The sequence below is a fragment of the Nodosilinea sp. P-1105 genome (assembly GCF_012911975.1).
Lineage (GTDB): Bacteria > Cyanobacteriota > Cyanobacteriia > Phormidesmidales > Phormidesmidaceae > Nodosilinea.
Genome location: NZ_SMDQ01000007.1, coordinates 77512 through 100728, shown reverse-complemented (window position 1 = coordinate 100728; position 23217 = coordinate 77512). Strand labels below are relative to the sequence as shown.

The window sequence follows — 23217 nt, the reverse complement described above, 5'->3', positions numbered from 1 at the left end:
TGGGCATTAGACAAATTTTTGTGTCCTGAGACACACAAATTCTCTCTGACGGCTGAGACTGAAGGGTAGTGTCATCGAGCATGGGTCAGTCACTCCCAAGGGCTTACCCAATTCTGTCCAAAATTAAGTAATGCCAAGTTCAAAACCTAAGATTGTCCTAGAACACCTGGTTAAAATTTATGGCGACCACCCCCAACGGGCCCTAAAGCTGTTTCGGCAGGGTGGTAATCGAGATGACATTCTTGAGGCCACTGGCCATGTCTTAGGGGTGGCAGATGTCTCGCTCACCATTCACGAAGGGGAACTCTTCGTGATTATGGGGCTCTCTGGGTCTGGGAAATCAACCCTGGTACGCTGCATTAACCGGCTGATTCAACCCACCAGTGGGCAGATATTAATCGATGGGGAGGATGTTGTGCGGTTTTCTGCAGAACGACTGCGGGAGTTGCGCCGCACCAAGATCTCCATGGTCTTCCAGCGGTTTGGGCTGTTTCCCCACAAAACGGTGCTGGAAAATGTAGAGTACGGTCTCAAAATGCGTGGCATTGCCGCTGCCGAGCGTCGCCAAAAAGCGGCTGAGACCCTTGCCGCTGTCGGATTAGAGGCCTGGGGCGACTATTTACCGGACAACCTCAGTGGTGGCATGCAACAGCGGGTGGGGTTAGCCCGGGCCCTAGCCACCGATGCGCCGATTATGCTGATGGATGAGGCCTTTAGCGCCTTAGACCCGTTGATTCGCCGGGGCATGCAGGATGAGCTAATGCGGCTACAAGCCACCCTGAAGAAAACGATTATTTTTATCAGCCACGACATTCAGGAATCGCTCAAACTTGGCGATCGCGTCGCGATCATGAAAGACGGCTACCTGGTGCAGGTGGGTACCCCAGAAGAGATCATCACCCAACCCGCCGACGACTACATCCGCGCCTTTACCCAGGATGTCAACCGGGCCCAGGTACTCAAGACCGGGTCTATTGCCCGCCGCACCCGCCCCTTTGTGATCGGCACTGGGCCGACCGTCGCAGCGCTGCGACAAATGCAAGACTTCCACCGCGAACACATGTATGTGATTGACGGTGACGGCAAACCGATTGGACTGCTAATTCGCGATGAATTAGCCGCCGCCGCCAGTCGTGGCGAGGTTGACGTCAGCCAGGTGATGCTGACTGACTTTCCCACCGTGCCCGCCGCTAGCAGTCTCGAAGAGATTTTCCACATTGCCCAAGCCGACATTCCCCTGGCCGTCGTAGATGCAGATGGCCGCTTCAGGGGGGTGATTAGGCCCTTTGATATTTTGGCCGGGATTAGCACCCAAGCCAGCCCCCCAGACCCGACCCCTCCCTTAGCCCCTAGTGGCGATCAGCCTGTACTGGCCTAATTAACGTCACCTCTTACCCTCCCCCATGACTCCCTGGATCTCCGACTTTCTCAACTGGCTATTTCGCGGTCAATCCACCGAACTCATTCCCGTGGCCGACTGGATTGCCGCTTTAGTCAATTGGGTTGTCACCAACTTTCGCTGGCTGTTTCAGCTGATCCGTTGGCCCATTGGTGCCGTACTCAACGGCATCGAAGACTTTTTTCTCTGGCTACCGCCCATCCTCTTTTTGGGGATATTAGGCCTGATCGCCTGGCAGTTTGGCGGTCGACGGCTAGCCTGGGGTAGCATGGCCGCCCTGATCTTCGTTGGCCTGATGGGGGCCTGGCGGGAATCGATGACCACCCTATCCCTAGTGATTACCGCCGTGGTGTTGTGCATTGTGGTGGGGTTACCCCTCGGCATTGCCGCTGCCCGCAGCCACCGGGTTGAAGGTCTGATTCGCCCCATCTTAGATGCTATGCAGACCCTTCCAGCCTTTGTGTATTTAGTACCAGTGGTGATGCTGTTTGGTACGGGCAAAGTGCCTGGGGTAATTGTCACCTTTATTTTTGCGGTGCCGCCGCTGATTCGTCTGACTAACATTGGCATTCGCCAAGTGTCCACCGAAGCGGTTGAGGCATCCCTGGCCTTTGGGTCCACCCCCAACCAAATGCTGTGGGATGTGCAAATTCCGCTGGCGATGCCGACCATCTTGGCCGGGGTCAACCAGTCCATCATGTTGGCTCTATCTATGGTGGTGATTGCCTCCCTGATTGCCGTGGAAGGTCTGGGGCAAATGGTGAATCGTGGGATTGGCCGCCTGGATGTGGGGTTGGCCGCCGTGGGGGGACTGGGGATTGTGGTGCTGGCGGTGGTGCTAGATCGGTTGACCCAGGCCATGGGCAACCCCCCCAAAGATGGCCTCACCTGGAACGAACGGGGACCCATCGGGGCGATTCGCAGTCTGCTCAACCGTCGCCAGGTCTCAGCTAAAGCCTAAATCTGCCGCTTTGCGGCTTGTCGTTTCAAAAACAACGTTTGTTATGAAGACCTTAATGCCAATGTCTATGATGTCTAATTGGGCTCGACCGGTCAGTGCGATCGCCCTGGCGACCGCCACCCTGACTGGCCTAGCCGCCTGTGACCCAGGAACCCAGGTCACCGAAACCCCAGGAGACAATGACCAGCCCGGCGCGGGGGTGATGGTGACCCCTGGCTACTCGGTGCTGGAAGAACTGTTTCAAACCGAAGTGGTCAACATTGGCTTAGAACAGCTGGGCTATGAAGTCCAGCGGGGTCTGGAGCTAGAGTACGCCACCCTGCATGTGGATATTGCCGGGGGTGGCATTGACTTTACGGCGGCCCACTGGACCCGGCTGCACACCGACTTTTTTGAAAACAGTGGCGGTGACGAGCGCCTAGAGCGCACCGGGGTGTTTATCGACAACGTGCTGCAAGGGTACAAAATCGACAAAGCCACCGCCGAAGAGCATGACATCACCAGCCTGGACCAACTCGCTGACCCTGAGATTGCTGCTCTATTTGACACCGATGGCAATGGTCGGGCCAACCTGACCGGCTGTAACCCCGGCTGGGGCTGCGAGTTGGTGATTGAACATCACCTGGATGAGTATGGCTTGCGAGACACGGTGCAGCACGACCAGGGGCAGTATTTTGCCCTGATGGCCGACACCATCACTCGCTTTAACCAGGGAGAACCCATTTTCTACTACACCTGGACCCCTCTCTGGGTCAGCGGTGTGCTGCGGGAAGATGAGGATGTGGTCTGGTTAGAAGTGCCTTACACGTCCCTACCCGCTGAACAGGGGGATGTTGACGAAGCCGATACGATTGTCGATGGGCTCAACTTGGGGTTTGCCGTAGATACCCAGGAAATTTTGGCCAATCAGGACTTCTACGACAGCAATGCGGCTGCCGCTGAATTCTTTAGGTTGGTAGAAATCCCGATTGAAGATGTCAGCGCCCAAAACCAGTTGATGCGCGATGGCGAAGACAGCCCCACCGACATTCGCCGCCATGCGGAAGACTGGGTGGCCGAAAACCAGGAGCAGTTTGATCAATGGGTCGAAGCCGCCCGCCAAGCTGGCCTCCAGGCTGGCCGTTAGGGGCGAGTGAATGGGTTCCGTAGGGGCAGACCTGGGTAGTCTGCCCGGGCCGGGAATGGGGCAAGGGGACGGTGGGGTATCTACCACACTTCACCTTCCCCCATCCCGCTACAATGGTTACGTCATCGTGATTTGTTGGAGCAGTCTATGACCACTGCGGCCCCGGCCAAAACCCAGTACGAAGCCATCATTGGTCTCGAAACCCACTGTCAGCTGTGTACCGACACCAAGATTTTCTCCCCTGCCTCCACGGCCTTTGGGGCAGACCCCAACACCTACATCGACCCGATTGTGTTGGGCATGCCAGGGGTACTGCCGGTGCTCAACCAAAAAGTGCTGGAGTATGCTGTTAAGGCTGGGCTGGCCTTAAATTGCCAGATCGCCCCTTATTCCAAGTTCGATCGCAAGCAGTACTTCTACCCCGACCTGCCCAAAAACTACCAAATTTCCCAGTACGACTTACCCATTGCCGAGCACGGCTGGCTGGAAATTGAGTTGATTGACAAGAAAACTAAGGACGCGACTCGCAAGCGCATCGGTATCACTCGTCTGCACATGGAAGAAGATGCAGGCAAGCTGGTACATGCAGGCAGTGACCGGCTGGCCGGGTCCACCTACTCCCTGGTGGACTACAACCGGGCTGGGGTGCCGCTGATCGAGATCGTGTCAGAACCCGACATTCGCAGTGGCCTGGAGGCCGCAGAGTACGCCCAAGAGCTACAGCGAATTGTGCGTTACCTGGGCATTAGCGACGGCAACATGCAGGAAGGGTCCCTGCGTTGTGACGTCAATATTTCGGTGCGCCCTGTGGGGCAAGAGGCCTTTGGCACCAAGGTGGAGATCAAGAATATGAACTCCTTTAGTGCCATCCAGAAGGCGATTGATTACGAAATCGACCGCCAGATCAAAGCCAATGAGTCTGGGGAAGCGATTGTTCAAGAAACTCGCCTGTGGGATGAGGCGGGGCAACGCACCAAAAGCATGCGTTCGAAAGAAGGGTCTAGTGACTATCGCTATTTTCCTGAACCCGACCTGCCCCCGATTGTCGTGTCAGTTGAGCAAAAAAACGCCTGGCAGAAGGAACTACCGGAACTGCCAGCCCAAAAGCGCAGCCGCTACGAGGCAGAATTCGGCCTTTCAGCCTATGATGCCCGGGTCATCAGCGATGAGCGGGCCATCACCGAGTACTTCGAGGCTACGGTCACAGCAGGGGGCGACCCCAAACTAGCCGCCAACTGGATTACCCAGGACATAGCGGCTTACCTGAATGCCGAAAAGCTGACGATTGACGAGCTGCCGCTAACCCCAGATCTCCTAGCAGAACTGGTGCAGCTGATTGAGGCGGGTACGATCAGCAATAAGATTGGCAAAGACCTACTGCCCGAGCTTTTGGCCCAGGGGGGATCCCCAAAAGCCATCGTTGAAGAACGGGGCCTAAGCCAGATTTCTGACCCAACGACAATCAACGCCATGATTGACCAGGTGCTGACTGATCATCCGGCCGAACTGGAGGCCTATCGCGGCGGCAAGAAGAAACTTCAAGGGTTCTTCGTCGGTCAACTCATGAAGCGCAGCGGTGGACGGGTCGATCCTAAGCTCAGTAATCAGCTGCTGAGTAAGAAACTGAACGGCTAGCCACCAACGGCCCTATTCTCGTACAACGTCAATGGGTAATCCCCTGTAATGTGGATGGCTAAGTTTTGTTGAAACTTTAAATAAGGGGTCTTACCCCCCGTGCTTTTTCTGGGTTAACATGATACCAGATGCACCCTGATGGTAGGGAGAGCTTTTGGGCTCTCCTTTTTTTTTGTCGCTAGGGACGTCGTTCTGGTAAGAGGTGGTTGCTATAATCCCGTGGAAGCTGATCAGCATTGTACGGAGAGGCCATGGCAGACTGGCGGATAGTCGACGGAGGGGTAACTGCGCCCAAGGGGTTTCAAGCGGCGGGTGTTGTCGCTGGTCTAAAGCCATCAGGCGCGGCAGATCTAGCTCTGATTTATTCAGACTGTGATGCGATCGCAGCAGGAGTCTTTACCACCAGCCATGTGCGAGCGGCCTGTGTCGACTACTGCTATCAACGGCTAGAGGCCAAGTCTAGTGCCAGAGCCATTTTAGTTAATGCGGGCCAAGCCAACGCCTGTACCGGTAATCAGGGCTGGGTGGATGCCGTAGACAGCGCCGAAACCCTAGCCGCTGCCCTGGGCATAGCACCAGAAGCCGTACTGATTGCCTCTACCGGGGTGATTGGCCAACCGATCAAAATGGAACAGCTAAAAGCCGGCATCCCCCCATTGGTCCAGAGCCTGTCTGCCATTGGGTCTGATGCGGCGGCTAGCGCCATCATCACCACCGACCTGGTGACCAAGTCCGTGGCGTTAGAAACCACGATTCACGATCGCCCCGTACGCATTGGTGGCATCGCCAAAGGCTCGGGCATGATTCATCCCAACATGGCCACCATGCTAGCTTTTGTCACCTGCGACGCCACTGTTTCCCCCACCCTATGGCAAGACATGCTACGCCGGGCCGCCGATCGCAGTTTTAATCAAATCACCGTAGACGGCGACACCAGCACCAACGATTGCCTACTGGCCCTGGCCAATGGTGAATCCCGGACTCCGGCGATCATGGATGAAGGGGCTGAGGCCAATCAATTGGAAGCGATGCTAACGGCTGTATGCCAGCACCTGGCTAAAGCCATTGCCCGTGACGGGGAAGGGGCCACCTGCCTGATCGAAGTTAACGTTTCCGGCGCTGCCAACCAAGCCGTCGCCAATCAAGTGGCCCGTACCATTGCCGGGTCTTCCTTGGTAAAATCGGCCATCTTTGGGCACGACCCCAACTGGGGCCGCATTGCCGCCGCCGCTGGCCGGGCTGGAGTGGCCTTCGACCAGAATGACCTACGCATACAATTAGGGGATATGCTCCTAATGGAGCACGGTCAACCCCTAGCCTTTGACCGCCCGGCAGCCAGCGCCTACCTGACCCAGGCCACCCAGGGCGAGTATCTGAAGAGCGATACTGTGGCTATCCATGTGCGGATTGGCGATGGCCCTGGCACTGGCCAGGCCTGGGGCTGTGATTTGAGCTATGACTACGTCAAGATCAATGCGGAATATACGACATAGGGACGAACTTAGTAGTCAGTCAAAAAAATAATGACGAGAGATGTGACTTAGGGTTCACGGTTTACGGTATGCGGTTTAAGGTGAGCCGACCTTGCACCGTGTATCCTAGGCCCTGCTGACCCGCCACTTCTGGCTTCACAGAACACTAGGGCGATGCCCGCGCGTAGCCGCAGCAGAACGTAGGGCGGGGTGAGCAAAGCAGGGGAGAAAGGCTTTGGGCGTCTTGCACCCCCAGAGTATGGATGCTTTGGTATGGGTGCTTTGTTGCATCCCGTCTCCGAGGTTAGGATAGGCCAGCTTAGTTCGCTTACGCCCTCCTCGCTAGCTGGGCATAGGTGCGCCAGTTCTGGGCTTTGGCCTTGAGCCTGGCTTTCATCTGTTGAGCCGCTAGGGTATACCCCCCGTCGGCACCGTCAATCAGGTGAAAGTGGCGATCGCGACGGTTCATGATTAGGCAGGTCATGAGTGCTCGATCAGAGACATGCAGACCGTAGACTAAATGGCCCTGGCGAAACCGCTGTTCTAGGTAGTCGCTCAGTTGCTGGGTCTGAGCAGGACTGCCAGAAATCACCATGTGCAGGGCATCATCAATCTTGCGGTGATCGGTCGCCGCCCGGGTATTGGTTTTGTACTGCTTAACCAGTTCCGTGGCATAGGTTAGCCCACCGCCGATGAAACTAGCCTGACCGTAGGTTTTGGTCAGTCGTAACTTGGCTACCTTGACAGCGTGCTGGACAGGAACTGCGGCTAGAGGCACAACCCCTATGCGCAGGTCTAGCCCAAACGATTCTTGTGCTAGGCGACGAATTCCCAATAGCGCCTGTCGCGCCCGCTGTAGTTCAGTGGGGGGTACGAGCATGGTTGCTCCGTCTCCACCGAAGACAAACGGTATCTCTAGGGGAGCAACAGCATTTAGAACCGCCATAATCGAACTGGCTCCTAACACGTTGACCTCTTTGTAACGACCGGCCGCGATCGCCTGGGTGGAATTCACCACATCAGTAATTAAGATGTACCAGTCTTCAGGAGCATCTGTAAAATTAGTTGGATTTGCCAGGTCTGAGAAGTGGTCAAAGGCTGGAAGCGAAGCATAAAAGTTAGCGTTAGCCATAGGAAATCCAGGGTGCCATCTGGAGTTAAGCTTGAGAAACGATTTGGAAGGACGATCTGTTCAGCCCCACAGCAAGCCGCCATAAATCGTGGCAACCCGTAGGACAGGTATCTCGCTGGCTAGACAGCTTGGCCTGCCCAGCCTACAAACATCAATTTCGATGCTACAGTTTGGATGCTACGGTCAACCGAGGGTAGATGCATGGGTACGGTAACCGTATTTTTTGGGATATCAGTGGTATCAGTTTGGGCTTGACTAATGCTGATGGTCAAAGCCTACGGGTATGTCAGTTATCTATTATACGAACTCCGTGAGGCAGCTCTGCTGATTCAGGGCTACAGTTCAGCCATAATTCGTAGAAGCAAAAATCTTGACACAGCTGCGGCCTGACCTGCTATATTACAAAAGCGCCGTTAATGGGGTGTCGCCAAGCGGTAAGGCACCGGGTTTTGGTCCCGGCATTCCTAGGTTCGAATCCTAGCACCCCAGTTTAATTGAGCTTGGTTTGATTAGCTTTTTCTACGAAAGCTTACCTGAGACGCGACTTATCGCCTTTCGGGGCATACCAGTAAAGGGACCGGGTAGATGGCCCTGCTGAAGTTTCATGCCTAATTTAAGTAACGCCTAAATTCTGCGGTTTAGATGCTGTGGTTCTGCAACATTACTCTGGACTATCTGGCCCGTTTTCTTCGTCTTCAATCGCTTGCATAGCCAGTAGAATCTCTTCTTCTTGTGCCTCAAAGTCTTCTTCTGATACATCTCCCATATCGAAGGACATTTGCAGGGTCAGCAGCTGTTTTTGCAAGCTTTCCATATCGTTGGTAGCCACATCAGCCTGCTCTAGGATTTTATCGGCAATCCAGCTAACCCCTTCTACAGGACCAAGTACGGGGGCAAACAGTAGTTTTAGCAACATAGTTAGTTGAGCTGATTAAGCTGAGCGAAGTTGTAGGGGGCTGTGAAGTTGTTGTAACGAATGCGCAGGCGATCGCCGAACTGGCTATCTACCGCTTCGATCGCCTGGCTAAACTCGGGTTCGTGATGCCAGGGGATGAGGTAAGCGGCGTTAAAAATCATCGAGTCGGTCATCGGCTCGTTTTCGATCGCCTCTTTCGCCAGAGGCCCTAACGCCTCGCGAAACTGAGCCACAATAGTTTGCTTACGGTCTTCCAGGGCCGCTTCAATCACCTGCCCAATTTTGATCACCTGGTCCATGCTCAACTGGGTGCCTTCTAACTGGTCCCGCTGGGCTCTTAGGGCGTCATTTTCGGCCATCATCAGCTCTAGTTCGGTGGTCGGTTCCCACAACACCTTGATACTGACTTCACGGCTGTCTTTCAGCCGCTCAAATAACTGGCGGAGATCCTCAGCGTGGGGAGTAACCAAGTCCTGCTGCACCTGACTCCAGCCTTCAACAATCAGCCCAAACTGCAGCGGCAATAGGGTGCGAAACCCCTGTTCCATAGCTGCTTCTAGCACTCGCTCGTGGCCCAGTAGATTTTTGCGACTGGCCAGGTAACGGTTTTGGCAGGCCTCGGAATAGAGAAAGGTAAAGCCGTCTAGCCGGTGAGCCTGCACCGGCTGCTTGTCTAACCCATCTATGGCCAGGTCGATGGGGCCAGGGGCAGGAAAAATTCCGTACAGATAATAGCGATCGGCCATAGGGCAATGACTGAATTATAGGGGGATGTTCCCAACGTTCCCTAAAACCCCGAGGGACTCAACAGGTCCACATAGAGCGATACAAAGTTGATATCCGGGCATAGAACCTAACCCTCTCCGCCCAGAACGTTAGGTCCCAAGCGGTTTAGAGGTGAGCACTAACCGCAGCTTGGCCTGAATCAAACTGAGTTGGGCCATCCCTAAATCCAGATCCCCTTCTACGACGACTCCTGTGGCTAATAGCCGATCTAGCAGCTCCAAGATGGTGGGGCTGGGGGATTTTTCGCCGGGGTAGTAGTGACCTTCCCGGGGGAGCAGGGTGCCGATTTCCCCCAGGTCAATATTGAGGTCAGCGGGGTCAACGTCAAAAATTTCGCACAGGTGTACCACCTGCTCTTCCAGTTTGCGCAGGCTTTCGGCCGCTCGGTCCAACTCCTCGTCGCTGAGCTCTCCCCCCTCCATCCGACGAATGATCTGGGCTTCCATCAGCTGGCGAATCAGTTCAACCACCGTCAACAGCAGAGGGGCCAAACCCGCATCACTGTTTTTGGTCTGGGGTTGGATGGCCAGGTTAGGCAGTTGCTCAATGTCGAGCTTGTCGGCGTTTTCAGAGGTCATAGCCCCAGTCTAGTGCATGTGGGGCAGGCAAAGAGTCTTCGCGGCGCGATTGTATTTTGGGCCGATTGTTGGCCATCGTCCCGCCGCAATGCACCACGGCGAGAAACTGATTTACGGCAAATTCTCGCCGTTAAGGACAGGTAAGGTATGCCCAAGGCGTAATCCCAGAATGAGCCATTCTTCAAGCACGCTTTGCAGCTCCTCACGACAGGCTTCTAGGGTGTTGGCACTACTCAAAACGCCTGGGCAGGAAGGGATTTCACCGTAGAAGGTGTTGTTGTCTAGCAGCTCGTACACCGCTTGGTGCATCGCGGTTTGGATATAGCGAGTCAGCATAAGCTTCACCGTGGCCTCTAGGGCGATCATAGGCCAAATCAATATCCTCGTAGGTGCGATCGCACAGACATGAGGATTTGGAAGCCGCGATCGCGCCCTACCGCAGGAACCACCAGGCGAGGGCGGCGACACCGAGACCCACCAAAAACCACGGAAATTTGGCGCTAGAGAGTCGTAGGGTGCATTCGCGGCGCGTTTACCCCTGTTACCAACCCCTCCACCCCAGCCCGCCGCAATGCACCACGGCGAGAAATCCGGTTTTGGGGATGCTCGCGATGGGTGGGCGGTGCATTGCGGTATGGGGGCGATCGCCTGTCCGGAGGATTTGAGGGCCGCGAATGCACCCTACCGCAGGAGGAATTAATTGTTTAGGCTGCGGAGAGCGGTGTCACATTTATCAGCGTTGAACGGTTGCCCGATTTCCTCGAAAATTGCCTTGGCAGTTTCGTAGTTAGAAATGGCCTGTTGTGCTTGGCCCAGTTTTACCAGAGCATTGCCAAGGTTAAACAAAGAAGCCGCCTCACCAAAGCGATCGCCAATCTCCCGCGCGATCGCTAACCACTGCTGATGGTACTCAATCCCCTGTTGGTACTGCCCCAGCAAATCGTAGGCAATGCCTAAACTGCCTAGGGAATTGGCCTCGCCACTGCGATCGCCAATCTCCCGCGCGATCGCTAAATTCTGCTGGTGGTACTCAATCGCCTGGGGGTATTGCCCTAAATCATCACTAGCAAGGCCAAGCCGATTTAGCGTTTTTGCTTCGCCACTGCGATCGCCCAGTTCCCGATACTTCTCCAAAGCCTGCTGATAGTAACCCATCGCCTGAAACGGTCGCCCACAATCTGCCAATCCATCTCCCAAATTTCGTAACGCCCTGGCTTCCCCAGCACGGTCGTTCTTTGTCTTGGCCAGAGTCAGCGCTTTTTCGTAGAGCTCCAGCGCCTGCTTGTAATCGTACTGACCCGAGTAAGCTTCTCCCAAGTTGTTGTAGAGCGTAATCAGCAGCGGCGATTCCGGCGCAGTCTGCTCTAGCTGGGCCACCTGCTGCTGCAAGTCAGCGATGGCGATGGGGCTTTTCTGTGGCTCATCTTGCAGACCACGCATAGGCATTGCCAGCAATTCTCGCCCCACCGCTGGCTCCCTGGCCTCCGCCACAAATTCAAACACGCCGCCGCGCCAGCTCCAAAAATCTGGGGCCTGCTGGGCCAGGCGGGTCGCCACTGCATCCGGCAGCCACAGCACAATCGGGAAGGTAAACTTCCGCAGGGCCTCCCGGGTCCATTGCAGGGAAAAGAAAAACTTCTCCTGCTCCGATTTCTCATCATCCAGGCGCACCCCCAGCAATTCCCCGGCATTCAGCACCGTCACCACGGCGGGTTCCCCTGCTTGCAGCGCCGGGGTCTGGGCCGCCAGCTCCTCCAGGGTGGCCCGCAGGCTGGGGCGGTTGGGGTCCAGGCGGGCGCGCAGGGGGGTAATGTCCTCGGCCTTCAGGTCCGCTTCGTAGGCGGCGATCAGCTGGTCTTGCAGGTTGCGATCGTCCGTAATGGCGATCAGCAGTTCCAGCCGCTGGGTGTCGAGGGTAAGGGCCAGCAGTAGCTTGCGGTACTCGCGATCGTTCAGGGAAGAGAGAGCGGCTGGGGGCATCGCCAAAACCAAGGTTAGAGTTTCCCCTCCTGGGAGGGGCAGGGGTGGGTTAGGCCAGTCCCCGGAACCCACCCCGCCCTACGGGCATCCCTCCCAGGAGGGGACGAGGGTTAGATCAACTTTTTGCGTTTCAACAGGTCCGTCACCAGGGGGTGCAGGTCATACCAGAGATCGTCATTCTCATATTCCAACACATACAGCCCATGCAGGAGATCCAAAAACTTTTCATCCCCGGCATCCGGGGGGGCGAAAGAGCGGTAGGTCTCCGTCAGCAGGGCATACTGGTTGTTGCCCAGGGGGCGGGCGTACTGATTGCGCAGTGACTTTTGGGCCGCCGTGAGGATGGCCCCATCGATTTTCTGGCGGGTATTGCTGGGGTCGAGCTTCAGCTCTAGCCGACATTCGCGGCAGCACTCTTTGCCCAGGCGCACCAGTTCCCGCAGCACGCCGCCGCTGAGCAGTACCATCTGCCGCAGGGTTTCGGGTTCAATTAGGTCAGGCTCGATCCGTTTTTCCAGCACCGCTTGCAGGGTGGCCACGCTGGCCTCGATCGGGGTGGCGTCGGGCTGGTGGACCACCTCCTGGGGGTAAAACTTGGTCACTGGCAGCAGCACAATCTGGCAGACGGAATCAAGGGTGGCCTTGAGGCGGGTATCCCGCACCACCGCAATGGGGATGGTAAACAAAATCCGAATGTGGGGGGAAAACAGGGCGTTGATGTTGTCGTTGAAGATGGCTTCCACCACCGCCAGGTCCAGCTTATCCAGGTCGTCGATAATCACTAATACCTCTTTGCCCGTGGCGGCCTGGATGGCGGCGGCAATTTGGTCGATGTGCTGGGTCAGGTCAGATACGCGACGCTCGTAGGTTTCCTTAATCTCTTCACGGAAAGAGTCTTCCTTTTGCAGCTTGGCGGTGAACAGCTCAAAAAAGTTGCCCCCTAGCCCCACCTCCTGCTTCAGCTGGTCGGTGTAGGTGCGGGACTTGGTCTGGGTAAACCAGGTTTTGAGCGAGTCTTGCACCGTATCGGGGATGGGTACCTGTAGCGTTGTGGCTCGATGCAACAGTTTCAGGGCAATGGAGTAGAGAATATTGATGTGGTTCACGGCCGACATCTCCACCATGTCGGCAATGGAAAAGAAGGAGACAAACAATCCCTGCTTGCGCATATTCAGGGCCAACTGGTTGAGCAGGGTCGATTTGCCACAGCCCCGATGCCCAGTGAAAATCAGCTTACCGTCGGCCTCCAGGTCCAAAATGGCGTCTTCCAGCACGGCCAGGGTGCGGCTACCGTAGGTCACCCGAAACTCTTCAATCTCCTCCGACGACAGCAGGGGAAACAGGTTGAGATTTCGCGAGGCGGTGGTAAATCGCTGAAAGAGTTCGTCGTTCATGGGCGAGCTTCGGGAGAACCTAGCCCATCATAAGGCGAGTATAGACCTCGTTGTATTCTTGCTCTGATGCCAAGTAAGCCTGCATGGCCTCCTCGGAAGATGCTATCTGCGGTGCAGCATTCAACCTCTGCACATAGGCAAGTGTTTGAGCCAAAGCCTCCTCGGGCAGTTGTTCTAGCTCTGCCAGGATTTTTGCTTTCAGGGTGGCGGTAGTCATGGCTGGGGTCTCAAGAGAACAACGAGCATTAGCCGGTATCCTTATTCTACTTGGGCTATACCCAGTCCAGCTCCCGAGCTGGAGCTTTCCCACAGACAGAGCGCCAGGTCTGGCCTTGGATTTGGTTCATGCCAAGTCCAGATCGGGATCTTAGGCTTTCCCACAGACAGAACGCCAGGTCTGGACTTGGATTTGGTTTAAGTAGGCTGAAGAAATTATTTAACCAGGCTAGCTATAGGTGCAGATGGCTTACGCTATGCAGAGGCTATGTAATTACCCACTGGCTAATGTCTGACTGTGAATGCAATGCTCTGAGTGCCAAAGAATTGGCCCAACGGCGGACGCTGTGGGTTTTGCTAGGGATCAATGGGGCGATGTTTGTCATAGAAGCGGTGACGGGTTGGTGGGCTCAGTCCACAGCCCTGTTGGCCGATTCTTTAGACATGTTGGCTGATGCCACGGTTTATAGTCTGTCGCTCTATGCCGTGGGGCGAGCTGCTGGGGTTAAAGTCCGGGCGGCCCGGCTCAGTGGGTGGTTGCAGGTGGCGCTGGCGGTACTGGTGCTCATAGACGGGGTGCGACGGTTCTTGGCGGGGCAATCACCGGAGCCCGCCTGGATGGTTGCCATCGGCCTGCTGGCCCTAGGATCTAACGTCACTTGCCTGCTGCTGATTGCCAAACACCGCAAGGAAGAAATTCACATGCGGGCCAGTTGGATTTTTTCTAAAAATGATGTGATTGCCAACCTGGGCGTGATCGGGGCAGGGTTTTTGGTCAGCCTGACGGGTTCAGCCTGGCCCGATTTATTGGTGGGCCTATTGGTGGCCGCGGTTGTCTTGCGGGGCGGCATGGCAATTCTGCGCGATCGCGAAGCCGACTGAATGACTTAGCGGTTGTTCATCCAGACGTGGGAGAATGGACAACCTGTGCACCAAGAGAACACCAGCATGACGGCGGCAATGCCCTATTCTTCAGACGCGATCGAGTCGGCCATACAGGGGGGAGGAGAGCTTTCGTTTAACCTGCCTGACCCCAACGACGAGAAAATCTCTGACTATGAGTTTAACCAGCAGGTAGAAGCGGCCTGGCAGGTGTGCGATCGCTTTGACCTGCAAACCGACATTTGGCGGGGCAGAATTTTGCGGACAGTGCGCGATCGCGAAAAGCGGGGCGGTGACGGTCGGGGCACTGGCTTTCTGAACTGGCTGAAGGATCGCGAAATTACCAAAAGCCATGCCTATAACCTGATTGAGCTAGCGGACAGTGCCGATCAGTTACTGGATGCTGGCATGCTGACCCCCCAGGAGGTGAATCAGTTCAGTAAGCGGGCCTTTGTGGAAACCGCCAAGGCCGCCCCGGAGGTGCAGCAGTTGGTCAGCGACTCGGCCCGTAAGGGAGACCATATCACCCGTCGGGAGGTGCGTCAGGTGGCCAACGAGTGGTCAGCCATGACCTCGGATCTGATTCCTGAAACCCTGCGGGAAAAAGCGGCCAACAACACCATCCCCAGCCGTTACATCGCCCCCCTGGTGAAGGAGATGGAAAAGCTGCCCCCGGCCCACCAGAGCACCCTCAAAACCGAGGTGGAGCTGAACCCTGACCTGGATACCCTGAAGCAGGTCACTGCCGAGGCCCGTTACCTGTCTAAATATCTGGCTTCGGCTAACCAGGTACAGCTACTGGAAACGGACGACTTTGATCTGGAACTGGCCCTGGAAGAGGCTCTGCGAGTGGGCTGCCTCAACTCCGCTGCCGACATGGTGGCCCAGGCGGCCCAAATTGAACAAACCGCCGTCAAGCTCTACACCGCCTGGAAGCGGCTGAACCAACTGTCTGAACGGGTATTTGTAGACAGTGGTGAAAGCACCCCTAACCTGCGGGCGCTGCTAACAGCCTTAGGCCCCGTGATCAACGAAACTGTGCAAGTACGCTTAGGGGAAGCCAACAGTGTCACAGCCCAAACAATTCGCTGGCGCTTAATCCTGGAAGAAAATTAAGCGACATTGACCCCTGTATTACCCCAAAAATCTGGATTTACCCTCAACTAAACAAAGCTTTACACACAGATAAAGTGTTTTCGTTAGACTGTTAACCATAGGGGTTGCTGTTAGGCTGCTGCCTTAATCAGCAAGATTTAATTAATAGTCTGACGGCAAAATACTCCCATGGCTTGAAACAAATCAATCTGGGCGATGATGCAGATGAACACGAATAAAGCTTAACCACCCATATGTTGCTGTGTCAGCGCCTTGAGAGCATGTTTGAGAAGTCGCTTGGCAGGTTGCTAATGCTACTCGGCAGTGATAAAAAAATACTGATTTTTCGTTCTTTATCTAGTTGCCAGGTAGCGTAGCCCGCTTAGCACCTTTTAGACCCCCTCTGATGTAACTGGTGTTTGACCTATGACAACCACCTTTGAACAACGAAGACAATCGTCCCTTTGGGAACGATTCTGTGCGTGGATTACCAGTACCGAAAATCGCCTATATATTGGGTGGTTTGGAGTGCTGATGATTCCTACCTTAATCACAGCTACCACCTGCTTTGTAATTGCATTTATTGCAGCTCCCCCTGTTGATATGGACGGCATTCGAGAGCCAATATCAGGGGCTCTGCTGTACGGCAATAATATTATTTCTGGGGCTGTGGTTCCCTCATCTAATGCGATCGGACTGCACTTTTATCCCATTTGGGATGCGGCTTCCTTAGATGAATGGCTGTATAACGGTGGACCTTACCAGCTGATTGTCTTTCACTTTTTGATTGGTATCTTTTGCTGGCTCGGTCGCCAGTGGGAGCTCAGCTACCGTCTCGGTATGCGTCCCTGGATTTGTGTTGCCTACTCGGCCCCTGTGGCTGCGGCTACCTCAGTATTTTTGATCTATCCCCTAGGTCAAGGATCATTCTCTGACGGGATGCCCTTAGGTATTAGCGGCACATTTAACTTTATGTTTGTGTTCCAGGCAGAGCATAACATTGTGATGCACCCCTTCCATATGTTGGGGGTTGCCGGGGTGTTCGGCGGTGCTTTATTCTCGGCTATGCACGGTTCTCTAGTCACCAGCTCATTGGTGCGAGAAACCACAGAAAATGAGTCCCAAAACTACGGCTACAAGTTTGGCCAAGAAGAAGAAACGTACAGCATTGTCGCTGCCCACGGGTACTTTGGCCGACTAATTTGGCAATATGCCAGCTTTAATAATAGCCGTGCCTTACACTTTTTCTTAGGAGCTTGGCCGGTCATTGGCATCTGGTTTACAGCCCTAGGGATTAGTACTATGGCTTTTAACTTGAATGGATTTAACTTTAACCACTCCATTCTAGACAGTCGGGGCCATGTGATTGGCTCTTGGGCTGATGTGTTGAATCGAGCTAATTTAGGGCTAGAAGTTATGCACGAGCGCAATGCCCATAACTTCCCGCTAGATTTGGCTATTGATGGTGACATGCAGCCTGTGGCTTTGACGGCCCCTTCTGTTCACGGTTAGGAGTTTGCGGTTAAGAGTACATATACTCATCTCTTTCGCTATAACTCGACTACGTTTTCCAAGGCGACATTCTTGGGAAGCGTAGTTTCTTATGACAGGTCTCTTAATCACTTCTTCCTTCACCCCAAAGGCACCCGCACCTTATCAGAACTGACTTTCCGCTTAGCAGACTCTGCAACAATTGCCCTGAGAAGATGATCATTTTACCCGGCTGTCGTTAAAGAAGCATTACTTTCATATGGTTTGTCCTGATGGTCGCTAATCCCTGTGCTAAGCTGATAGAACTTACTGTTTTAAGCTCTGTTTTGGTCGTTTTTTAGGCTTCATTGCTTGGTCCAGCAGACCTTAATCTTACCTAGCCAGTCCGTTAACGTGCTCGACTGACCACGAGAGGGGTTGCCTAAATGCAGGGTTCCTGCTGCGGTAAATCGTTTTAACCGAAACTCGCCCCCAAGGAGTATGGTTTATATGGCACTTATAGGTGAAAGTATAAGTAAATGTACTCAAGCCGCCCAAGGGCAATTTCCCCTAATTTTAGTCGTCGATGACGACGATGATAGTCTGACATTGATCTCTTACGTACTTGAGCAACTTGCCTGTGCGGCTTGTTTTGTCGCCGATGGCTATGGTGCCTTGGTAGCGGCAAAACGCTATCAGCCTAGTTTAATTTTGACAGATATCTATTTGCCCCAGGTGGATGGCTTCAATATTATTCGGCAATTGCGCTCCGATAGCGAAACCAGCGCTATTCCCATCGTTGCTGTCACAGCATTGGCTAGCAAGGATGACCAAGTCAAAATTTTAAATGCTGGATTTGACGGCTACATTAGCAAACCTTTTTTGATAGAGGCTCTAGAAGAAATGGTGTGCCGATTTTTGCGATTAACCTAAAGGTGTCTTAACCATTAGGTTACTATGGCTTTCCTGCTTTCCCACGGCCAACCTAAGTCAGGAATCCTGGGTTTTCTGCTGTTTTCCCATGGTTGGACCTGGGTCTGGTGGGGGCTTGCTGCCTGGATCGCCGCTCTATCTCAGGGGAGCGTTTGGCACTGGCCTGCGGTTGCTTGCTTTTATCTTGGCGGAACTGGGGTTTTTCTAGGTGGGCTGGTTATGGCTTACCAACAAGGCCACTGGCGAGCCTTACAGGATTTATTGTGGCGCTGCCTTGATCCCCGTCGACTGACAGTTTGCTGGTGGGGACTGGTCATGCTGTTTTACCCAGGCTTAACCCTGCTTTCGGCAGCCATAGCGATCGCAGCGGGGTTTGATCATAGTCTTGCACTTGGTCATGCCCTAGATCGCATGGCTCACCCACTGGCCTTTCTGCGGTTTTTGGGGTTCATCCTATTAATCGGCCCTCTGCCTGAGGAAATTGGCTGGCGAGGCTACTTGCTTGAACGATTGCTCCGGTGGCGATCGCCCTTAGGGGCCAGTTTACTGGTGGCAATCGCCTGGTGGAGTTGGCACTTGCCCTTAGGCTATCTACCCGGATATTTTGAGGCCTTTGACGGCACCCCCCGAGGCCCTTGGCGGCAATTACTGTCGTTGATACCCACAGCTATTCTGTACACCTGGATTTATCTCAACACTCGACGGAGTCTGCTGGCAGTGATTCTGTTTCACGTTCTCGGCAATCTTACTGGCCAACTGTTATTGCCCAGTGATGCCGTTCGCCAGATTAGGTGGTGGTTTGAAGCCGCGATCGCCCTTACCGTGGTGACCCGCTGGCATCATACCCCTACGCCCTAGGGCGATCAAACCAGGCCCTAACATTCAGCTCAGAGCGCATGATTTCCAGATCTTGCTGGTTTTCTGCTGCGACGCGATAGTACCAGGCACAGTAAGCATCAAAGTGATCCCTATGCTCCACCTCCAGCCGAAACGTCTGGGCCATCTGGTGTAATTCCAGGGACTCCAAAACATCTTGAGGAGTAGCTAGAAATCGAGCCGAAAAAGAGTCCAACATGTGGTCAAACAGGCAAGGGGCTATGGCTATCATAACCCTGTCCTTTAGGTGGCCCCAACTAAAGCCGCCACTGCCAAGCACCCCCAACCAATGATCAGCGCCACCCCACCGATTGGGGCTACAGCTCCCAGCACCGTTAGGCCCGTTAGGCTCAGGGCATATAGGCTGCCAGAAAAAATCAGTGTCCCGACCAATAAGGCCCATCCGGCTGCCCCTAACCAGCTGGGGGAGAGCCCCCCTTGCCCCAGGGCCAGGGCGACCCCCAACAGGGCCAGAGCATGAATCATCTGGTAGCGGGCAGCGGTTTCAAAAATTGTTAGCAGGCGATCGCTGAGCTGCCCCCGCAGGGCGTGGGTGGCAAAGGCCCCGGCAGCCACAGCAGTGCCCCCCAATCCAGCAGCGATCCCCACAAACCAGCGTTCTAGAGCCATAAACCGACTTAACCAAATGCTCGACAAATCTCAGCCCTTTCCCCACGGCAGGTCTCTACCGTACTGCCTCCAATAAACGAGAGAAGTAGAACTGAGTTTTAGTCATTGCCCGGCGCTCGATGGTCCAGCCACTGGTCTCCAGAATCTTGACAATGTCCGCTTCCCGGTGCAGATAAGCCCGCGTGGTTTTGCTGGGCCCTGGGAAAAATTCGCCCACTTTTTTCAGTAAGGTATAGCACGGGGTCTTGGGGGCAAAACTCAGCACCAGGCGCGACTCAGCCAAGGAACTCAGGTGGGCAATCATGGTCTGCATCTGGTCCTGGGGGTAGTGGATCAGCACATCCAGACAAATAACGGTATGGTAGCGACCGCTTAACTGCTCTAAATCCTTGACGTCAAAGGTGGGCCGGTTGTCATCCCCCAAGACGTCAGTGGCTCGGCGCTGGGCCTCTTCCACCATTTTGGCGGAAATATCACTGGCGTAGACCTTGGCCCCCGCCTGCGCCAGAGGAATAGCCAAGCTGCCCACCCCGCAACCAGCGTCACAGCAGGTTAACCCGGCCAAGTTACCGTCTGCGGTCAACCACTCCAGTAGGGTATCAACGGTTTGCTGATGCCCTTTGCGAATATCAAGCTGCACCTTGTTGACATCACCATCACCGTAGATGCGTCGCCAGCGATCAAACCCGGTGGCGTTAAAATAGTCGCGGACTACGGTTTTATCGTCAGTTACGGTCATAGCGGTAGCCTGAGATGGACTGAAATAATTTCTGTAAAATTCTATAACGTTTTGCTAATCAAAATTTTAGATGATTGGGGTATTCATCCTCAGTCCTGACATGAAACGCAATATTTCGGGTTGAGCCCACCCCTAGAACGCTGGTACAGAAGCCCGATTCCTTGGCCAGACAGCAGATTATGCCGCTAGAGCAGCAACGAAGAAACCGGGTTTTAGCCAGACTGAACCGATGCTCTAGTCAGCGTCAATGGCATGATGGGAGACGCTGTTGTGCTGAGGGCAAAAAACCATGACCCATTCTGAGGTTGGCATCATTATGGGCAGCGATTCTGACCTGCCTACGATGGAAGGGGCGATCGCCATTTGTCGTGCCTTTGGCATTGCCCATGATGTGGCCATTGTTTCGGCCCATCGCACCCCAGAACGGATGGTGAGTTACGCCCAAACCGCTCGCCCGCGAGGTTTAAAGGTGATTATTGCGGGGGCCGGAGGGGCGGCGCACCTGCCGGGTATGGTAGCCGCCCTCACCCCTTTGCCAGTGATTGGCGTGCCTGTGCCCAGTCGGGCCATGCAAGGGCTTGATTCCCTCTACTCAATTGTGCAAATGCCAGCGGGCATTCCAGTGGCCACCGTTGCCATTGGCAACGCCAAAAATGCAGGCTTGCTGGCGGTGCAAATTCTGGCCACTGATCGCCCTGAGTTGCTCGATCAAGTTGCCCAGTACCGACAAGAACTGGAAGCATCCGTACTGGCTAAGCAAGCCCGACTGGACGACCTCGGCCCCCAGGGTTACCTACAAACCATGGCCTAAGGAGGAAAATAACTGCGATCGCTCCCATCCGCAAGATTAATTAGCGGTTAATAGAACTGCCAGAAACCCTTGTTGGCTGGAGCTTTTAGCTTTCCTTTGGAAAATTATGTATTCTCTGATACAGATTGACTCTCTGAGAATTGATGGAATCATTTTGTTCTATAGTTCATATCAAATTCCTAGCCATGAGGGTTCCATAGGTGTCTTATGTGGCTGGTCGTTTGTTCCTCGAAAGTAAGTACGCATCTGCTGGCTTAACTCTTGAAAGGCCATTTTGGTCTGACCTAGTTAGTCTACAGAGTGACTTGTTGTTGTAGGTTTTAGCTCCCACACAGGTCTGGTTCACTGCTCTGCAAGGGCAGAGCTAGTCTCACTCGGTAGGCCGTGTTTGCTTGTCTGATTGTGTTGAAGGAACGTCTGTCGAGATGTCTAATTTAGTGTTGCGAAATCGTTCTAAGTTCCGGAGACGGTCAAAATCGTCTTTCTGGAACGCCAGTGTGCCGCCCTTTGATCAGGCGGTAAAACGCTTGTTTGGTCGGGTTGGCGGTTGGTCTTGGTTAGCCTGCATCCCCCTGGCGATCGCTATCCTAGCCACCTGGAGCCTGGCAGCCCACGCTCAGGATGAACTCTCCATTGATGACGTCCAAAGAACCCTAGATAACATCTGGGTTCTGATTGCGGCATTTTTGGTGATCTTCATGAACGCGGGTTTCGGCATGCTGGAAACCGGCTTCTGCCGTCAGAAGAATGCGGTAAATATTCTCACCAAAAACTTGATTGTGTTTGCGTTAGCCACGCTTTCCTACTGGTTCATCGGCTTTTCCCTCATGTTTGGTGGCGGTGGCGGTTGGATTGGCTGGGGCAACTTCTTCCTAGGGGGGTCTCCAGAGCTTTATGGTTTAGAAGCTGACGCTGGTCTGACCAAAGACACATTCTTCCTGTTCCAGGCCGCCTTTGCGGGCACGGCAGCCACCATTGTGTCTGGGGCTGTGGCTGAGCGGATTAAATTCCTTGACTTTGTAATTTTCAGCGTATTGCTGACTGGTATTGCCTACCCGATTACGGGCCACTGGGTCTGGAGTGAGGATGGTTGGCTGGGGGCCATGGGCTTTGAAGACTTTGCTGGTTCCACGGTTGTGCACTCAGTCGGCGGTTGGTCAGCACTGATGGGTGCAGCCTTTCTCGGACCCCGTATGGGCAAGTACACTGCCGAGGGCCAAGTCAGTGCCCTGCCGGGTCACAACCTCAGCATTGCTACCCTGGGTTGCCTGATTCTGTGGATCGGCTGGTTTGGCTTCAACCCGGGTTCTGAGTTAGCCGCTAACCTAGCTGTGCCTTACATTGCTGTGACCACCAACATCGCGGCGGCGGCTGGCGGTGTTGCAGCCACCTTTACCTCCTGGGCTCTGAGTGGTAAGCCTGACCTGTCAATGACCATTAACGGCATTCTGGCGGGCCTGGTGGGCATCACGGCTGGCTGTTTTGTGGTGGGCTATGCCGGTGCCTTCTGGATTGGGTTGCTGGCTGGCATCATCGTAGTGTTCTCGGTTGGCTTCTTCGACAGCATCAAAATTGATGACCCTGTGGGTGCCACCTCGGTTCACTTAGTGTGTGGGGCCTGGGGTACTCTGGCGGTGGGCTTGTTTGCCAACCCCAATAACTTCACCCAAGCTGGTGATGCCGATGCTGTGGCCGGCTTGTTCTATGGCGGTGGCGTTGGTCAATTGGGCGTGCAAATTCTGGGGATTTTGTCCCTGGGCTTGTTTACCGTAGTGGCCACAAGCATCTTCTGGTTGATTCTCAAGGCTACCCTAGGTATCCGCGTCAGCCCAGAAGAGGAGATGAAAGGTCTGGATATTGGCGAACATGGGATGGAAGCCTACAGTGGTTTCTTGAAAGACACCTCCGATATGACTGGTGTGATGTGAGTCAGTCCCTGTGAATAGGGTTTGACGACCTCTTAACAGCATGACTTAGCTGGAAGCGCCTGCCTGTTCTAATGCAGACAGGCGCTTGCTTGCGGGAATTTTTTCCACCACCCATCCCTCACCCGTGGGTTACGGCGGGACTTAAGGGGCCTGGCGATCGCCCTAACCCCAGCCGCTAATGCACCCTACGAATCTACGGCTTCAATCCAAAATTCAAAATCCAAAATCCCCCCACCTTCCCATTCCCCCGCCAGGGCG

At 54.5% G+C, this 23217-nt stretch carries 23 protein-coding genes and 1 tRNA gene; 13 read left to right on the top strand and 11 right to left on the bottom strand.

The features are described from left to right. Positions 1 to 130: 130 nt before the first annotated feature. The 5 genes from E1H13_RS05135 to argJ all read left to right on the top strand — a co-directional run bounded on the left by E1H13_RS05135 (position 131) and on the right by argJ (position 6614). Positions 131 to 1378, top strand: coding sequence for a glycine betaine/L-proline ABC transporter ATP-binding protein (locus E1H13_RS05135; protein ID WP_169612331.1), 1248 nt, complete (start codon positions 131 to 133; stop codon positions 1376 to 1378). Between the two features lie 25 nt (positions 1379 to 1403). Next, positions 1404 to 2360, top strand: coding sequence for a proline/glycine betaine ABC transporter permease (locus E1H13_RS05130; RefSeq protein WP_169612330.1), 957 nt, complete (start codon positions 1404 to 1406; stop codon positions 2358 to 2360). Between the two features lie 67 nt (positions 2361 to 2427). After that, positions 2428 to 3486 carry a glycine betaine/L-proline ABC transporter substrate-binding protein ProX gene (gene proX / locus E1H13_RS05125; RefSeq protein WP_240966457.1) on the top strand — a complete coding sequence of 353 codons (1059 nt, stop codon included), beginning with the start codon at positions 2428 to 2430 and terminating at the stop codon, positions 3484 to 3486. Between the two features lie 147 nt (positions 3487 to 3633). Further along, a complete protein-coding gene (gene gatB / locus E1H13_RS05120) occupies positions 3634 to 5121 on the top strand; it encodes an Asp-tRNA(Asn)/Glu-tRNA(Gln) amidotransferase subunit GatB (RefSeq protein WP_169612328.1) in 1488 nt (495 codons plus the stop codon). Positions 5122 to 5372: 251 nt separating this feature from the next. After that, positions 5373 to 6614, top strand: a complete 1242-nt coding sequence (gene argJ, locus E1H13_RS05115; protein ID WP_169612327.1) for a bifunctional ornithine acetyltransferase/N-acetylglutamate synthase — start codon at positions 5373 to 5375, stop codon at positions 6612 to 6614. 307 nt (positions 6615 to 6921) lie between these two features. On the opposite strand, the gene E1H13_RS05110 is transcribed toward argJ, so the two are convergent. Then, positions 6922 to 7725, bottom strand: a complete 804-nt coding sequence (locus E1H13_RS05110) for a DUF3095 family protein (RefSeq protein ID WP_169612326.1) — start codon at positions 7723 to 7725, stop codon at positions 6922 to 6924. A 417-nt stretch (positions 7726 to 8142) separates the two neighbouring features. On the opposite strand from E1H13_RS05110, the gene E1H13_RS05105 reads away from it, so the two are divergent. Beyond that, a tRNA-Gln gene (locus E1H13_RS05105) sits at positions 8143 to 8214 on the top strand. Positions 8215 to 8386: 172 nt separating this feature from the next. Here the strand turns inward: E1H13_RS05105 and E1H13_RS05100 are convergent. The 7 genes from E1H13_RS05100 to E1H13_RS05070 all read right to left on the bottom strand — a co-directional run bounded on the left by E1H13_RS05100 (position 8387) and on the right by E1H13_RS05070 (position 13596). Next, positions 8387 to 8641, bottom strand: coding sequence for a gas vesicle protein GvpG (locus E1H13_RS05100; RefSeq protein WP_169612325.1), 255 nt, complete (start codon positions 8639 to 8641; stop codon positions 8387 to 8389). A gap of 2 nt (positions 8642 to 8643) precedes the next feature. Beyond that, complete coding sequence (locus E1H13_RS05095) at positions 8644 to 9387, bottom strand: GvpL/GvpF family gas vesicle protein (protein WP_169612324.1); 744 nt, start codon at positions 9385 to 9387, stop codon at positions 8644 to 8646. A 129-nt stretch (positions 9388 to 9516) separates the two neighbouring features. Next, positions 9517 to 10005, bottom strand: coding sequence for a gas vesicle protein K (locus E1H13_RS05090; protein WP_169612323.1), 489 nt, complete (start codon positions 10003 to 10005; stop codon positions 9517 to 9519). 111 nt (positions 10006 to 10116) lie between these two features. Further along, positions 10117 to 10341 carry a type II toxin-antitoxin system HicB family antitoxin gene (locus E1H13_RS05085; protein ID WP_169612366.1) on the bottom strand — a complete coding sequence of 75 codons (225 nt, stop codon included), beginning with the start codon at positions 10339 to 10341 and terminating at the stop codon, positions 10117 to 10119. 360 nt (positions 10342 to 10701) lie between these two features. Then, on the bottom strand, positions 10702 to 11985 hold the full coding sequence (locus E1H13_RS05080; protein WP_169612322.1) for a tetratricopeptide repeat protein: 1284 nt from the start codon (positions 11983 to 11985) through the stop codon (positions 10702 to 10704). Between the two features lie 110 nt (positions 11986 to 12095). After that, positions 12096 to 13379 (bottom strand): ABC transporter ATP-binding protein, encoded by a 1284-nt coding sequence (locus tag E1H13_RS05075; protein ID WP_169612321.1) that lies wholly within the window; start codon positions 13377 to 13379, stop codon positions 12096 to 12098. Positions 13380 to 13398: 19 nt separating this feature from the next. After that, complete coding sequence (locus tag E1H13_RS05070; RefSeq protein WP_169612320.1) at positions 13399 to 13596, bottom strand: DUF2281 domain-containing protein; 198 nt, start codon at positions 13594 to 13596, stop codon at positions 13399 to 13401. 287 nt (positions 13597 to 13883) lie between these two features. Here E1H13_RS05070 and E1H13_RS05065 point away from each other — a divergent pair, with 287 nt between their 5' ends. From E1H13_RS05065 to E1H13_RS05045, 5 genes are all read left to right on the top strand, one after another. After that, on the top strand, positions 13884 to 14477 hold the full coding sequence (locus E1H13_RS05065) for a cation diffusion facilitator family transporter (protein ID WP_169612319.1): 594 nt from the start codon (positions 13884 to 13886) through the stop codon (positions 14475 to 14477). A 66-nt stretch (positions 14478 to 14543) separates the two neighbouring features. Further along, complete coding sequence (locus tag E1H13_RS05060) at positions 14544 to 15593, top strand: hypothetical protein (RefSeq protein ID WP_169612318.1); 1050 nt, start codon at positions 14544 to 14546, stop codon at positions 15591 to 15593. Positions 15594 to 15998: 405 nt separating this feature from the next. Next, positions 15999 to 17084 (top strand): photosystem II q(b) protein, encoded by a 1086-nt coding sequence (psbA, locus tag E1H13_RS05055; protein WP_169612317.1) that lies wholly within the window; start codon positions 15999 to 16001, stop codon positions 17082 to 17084. Between the two features lie 468 nt (positions 17085 to 17552). Further along, complete coding sequence (locus tag E1H13_RS05050) at positions 17553 to 17975, top strand: response regulator (protein WP_169612316.1); 423 nt, start codon at positions 17553 to 17555, stop codon at positions 17973 to 17975. 219 nt (positions 17976 to 18194) lie between these two features. Then, positions 18195 to 18833, top strand: a complete 639-nt coding sequence (locus E1H13_RS05045) for a CPBP family intramembrane glutamic endopeptidase (RefSeq protein ID WP_169612315.1) — start codon at positions 18195 to 18197, stop codon at positions 18831 to 18833. Here E1H13_RS05045 and E1H13_RS05040 read toward each other — a convergent pair. Genes E1H13_RS05040 through bchM form a run of 3 tightly spaced genes read right to left on the bottom strand, consistent with a single transcriptional unit; the run spans position 18823 to position 20220 of the window. Continuing rightward, entirely contained in the window at positions 18823 to 19083 is a 261-nt protein-coding gene (locus tag E1H13_RS05040) for a hypothetical protein (RefSeq protein WP_169612314.1), read from the bottom strand. The two genes, E1H13_RS05045 and E1H13_RS05040, sit on opposite strands and share 11 nt — an antisense overlap. An 11-nt stretch (positions 19084 to 19094) precedes the next feature. Further along, the gene (locus tag E1H13_RS05035; RefSeq protein WP_169612313.1) at positions 19095 to 19481 is read right to left on the bottom strand and encodes a DUF423 domain-containing protein; all 387 of its coding nucleotides are present in this window, start codon (positions 19479 to 19481) and stop codon (positions 19095 to 19097) included. A gap of 55 nt (positions 19482 to 19536) precedes the next feature. Next, entirely contained in the window at positions 19537 to 20220 is a 684-nt protein-coding gene (gene bchM / locus E1H13_RS05030; protein ID WP_169612312.1) for a magnesium protoporphyrin IX methyltransferase, read from the bottom strand. Between the two features lie 289 nt (positions 20221 to 20509). Here bchM and purE point away from each other — a divergent pair, with 289 nt between their 5' ends. Together purE and E1H13_RS05020 are read left to right on the top strand one after the other, a co-directional pair. Beyond that, on the top strand, positions 20510 to 21031 hold the full coding sequence (gene purE / locus E1H13_RS05025; protein ID WP_169612311.1) for a 5-(carboxyamino)imidazole ribonucleotide mutase: 522 nt from the start codon (positions 20510 to 20512) through the stop codon (positions 21029 to 21031). 497 nt (positions 21032 to 21528) lie between these two features. Beyond that, complete coding sequence (locus tag E1H13_RS05020) at positions 21529 to 22959, top strand: ammonium transporter (RefSeq protein ID WP_347404122.1); 1431 nt, start codon at positions 21529 to 21531, stop codon at positions 22957 to 22959. The last annotated feature ends 258 nt before the right edge of the window (positions 22960 to 23217 follow it).

Bases quoted from the DNA above. Each gene is read 5' to 3' on its own strand.
- E1H13_RS05040 (WP_169612314.1), bottom strand. From the start codon at position 19,083: ATGATAGCCATAGCCCCTTGCCTGTTTGACCACATGTTGGACTCTTTT.
- E1H13_RS05035 (WP_169612313.1), bottom strand. From the start codon at position 19,481: ATGGCTCTAGAACGCTGGTTTGTGGGGATCGCTGCTGGATTGGGGGGC.
- E1H13_RS05110 (WP_169612326.1), bottom strand. From the start codon at position 7,725: ATGGCTAACGCTAACTTTTATGCTTCGCTTCCAGCCTTTGACCACTTC.
- E1H13_RS05100 (WP_169612325.1), bottom strand. From the start codon at position 8,641: ATGTTGCTAAAACTACTGTTTGCCCCCGTACTTGGTCCTGTAGAAGGG.
- E1H13_RS05075 (WP_169612321.1), bottom strand. From the start codon at position 13,379: ATGAACGACGAACTCTTTCAGCGATTTACCACCGCCTCGCGAAATCTC.
- E1H13_RS05050 (WP_169612316.1), top strand. From the start codon at position 17,553: ATGGCACTTATAGGTGAAAGTATAAGTAAATGTACTCAAGCCGCCCAA.
- E1H13_RS05090 (WP_169612323.1), bottom strand. From the start codon at position 10,005: ATGACCTCTGAAAACGCCGACAAGCTCGACATTGAGCAACTGCCTAAC.
- E1H13_RS05135 (WP_169612331.1), top strand. From the start codon at position 131: ATGCCAAGTTCAAAACCTAAGATTGTCCTAGAACACCTGGTTAAAATT.
- E1H13_RS05070 (WP_169612320.1), bottom strand. From the start codon at position 13,596: ATGACTACCGCCACCCTGAAAGCAAAAATCCTGGCAGAGCTAGAACAA.
- argJ (WP_169612327.1), top strand. From the start codon at position 5,373: ATGGCAGACTGGCGGATAGTCGACGGAGGGGTAACTGCGCCCAAGGGG.
- E1H13_RS05085 (WP_169612366.1), bottom strand. From the start codon at position 10,341: ATGCTGACTCGCTATATCCAAACCGCGATGCACCAAGCGGTGTACGAG.
- E1H13_RS05045 (WP_169612315.1), top strand. From the start codon at position 18,195: ATGGCTTACCAACAAGGCCACTGGCGAGCCTTACAGGATTTATTGTGG.
- E1H13_RS05130 (WP_169612330.1), top strand. From the start codon at position 1,404: ATGACTCCCTGGATCTCCGACTTTCTCAACTGGCTATTTCGCGGTCAA.
- proX (WP_240966457.1), top strand. From the start codon at position 2,428: ATGATGTCTAATTGGGCTCGACCGGTCAGTGCGATCGCCCTGGCGACC.
- E1H13_RS05095 (WP_169612324.1), bottom strand. From the start codon at position 9,387: ATGGCCGATCGCTATTATCTGTACGGAATTTTTCCTGCCCCTGGCCCC.
- E1H13_RS05065 (WP_169612319.1), top strand. From the start codon at position 13,884: ATGTCTGACTGTGAATGCAATGCTCTGAGTGCCAAAGAATTGGCCCAA.
- psbA (WP_169612317.1), top strand. From the start codon at position 15,999: ATGACAACCACCTTTGAACAACGAAGACAATCGTCCCTTTGGGAACGA.
- E1H13_RS05080 (WP_169612322.1), bottom strand. From the start codon at position 11,985: ATGCCCCCAGCCGCTCTCTCTTCCCTGAACGATCGCGAGTACCGCAAG.
- gatB (WP_169612328.1), top strand. From the start codon at position 3,634: ATGACCACTGCGGCCCCGGCCAAAACCCAGTACGAAGCCATCATTGGT.
- bchM (WP_169612312.1), bottom strand. From the start codon at position 20,220: ATGACCGTAACTGACGATAAAACCGTAGTCCGCGACTATTTTAACGCC.
- purE (WP_169612311.1), top strand. From the start codon at position 20,510: ATGACCCATTCTGAGGTTGGCATCATTATGGGCAGCGATTCTGACCTG.
- E1H13_RS05060 (WP_169612318.1), top strand. From the start codon at position 14,544: ATGACGGCGGCAATGCCCTATTCTTCAGACGCGATCGAGTCGGCCATA.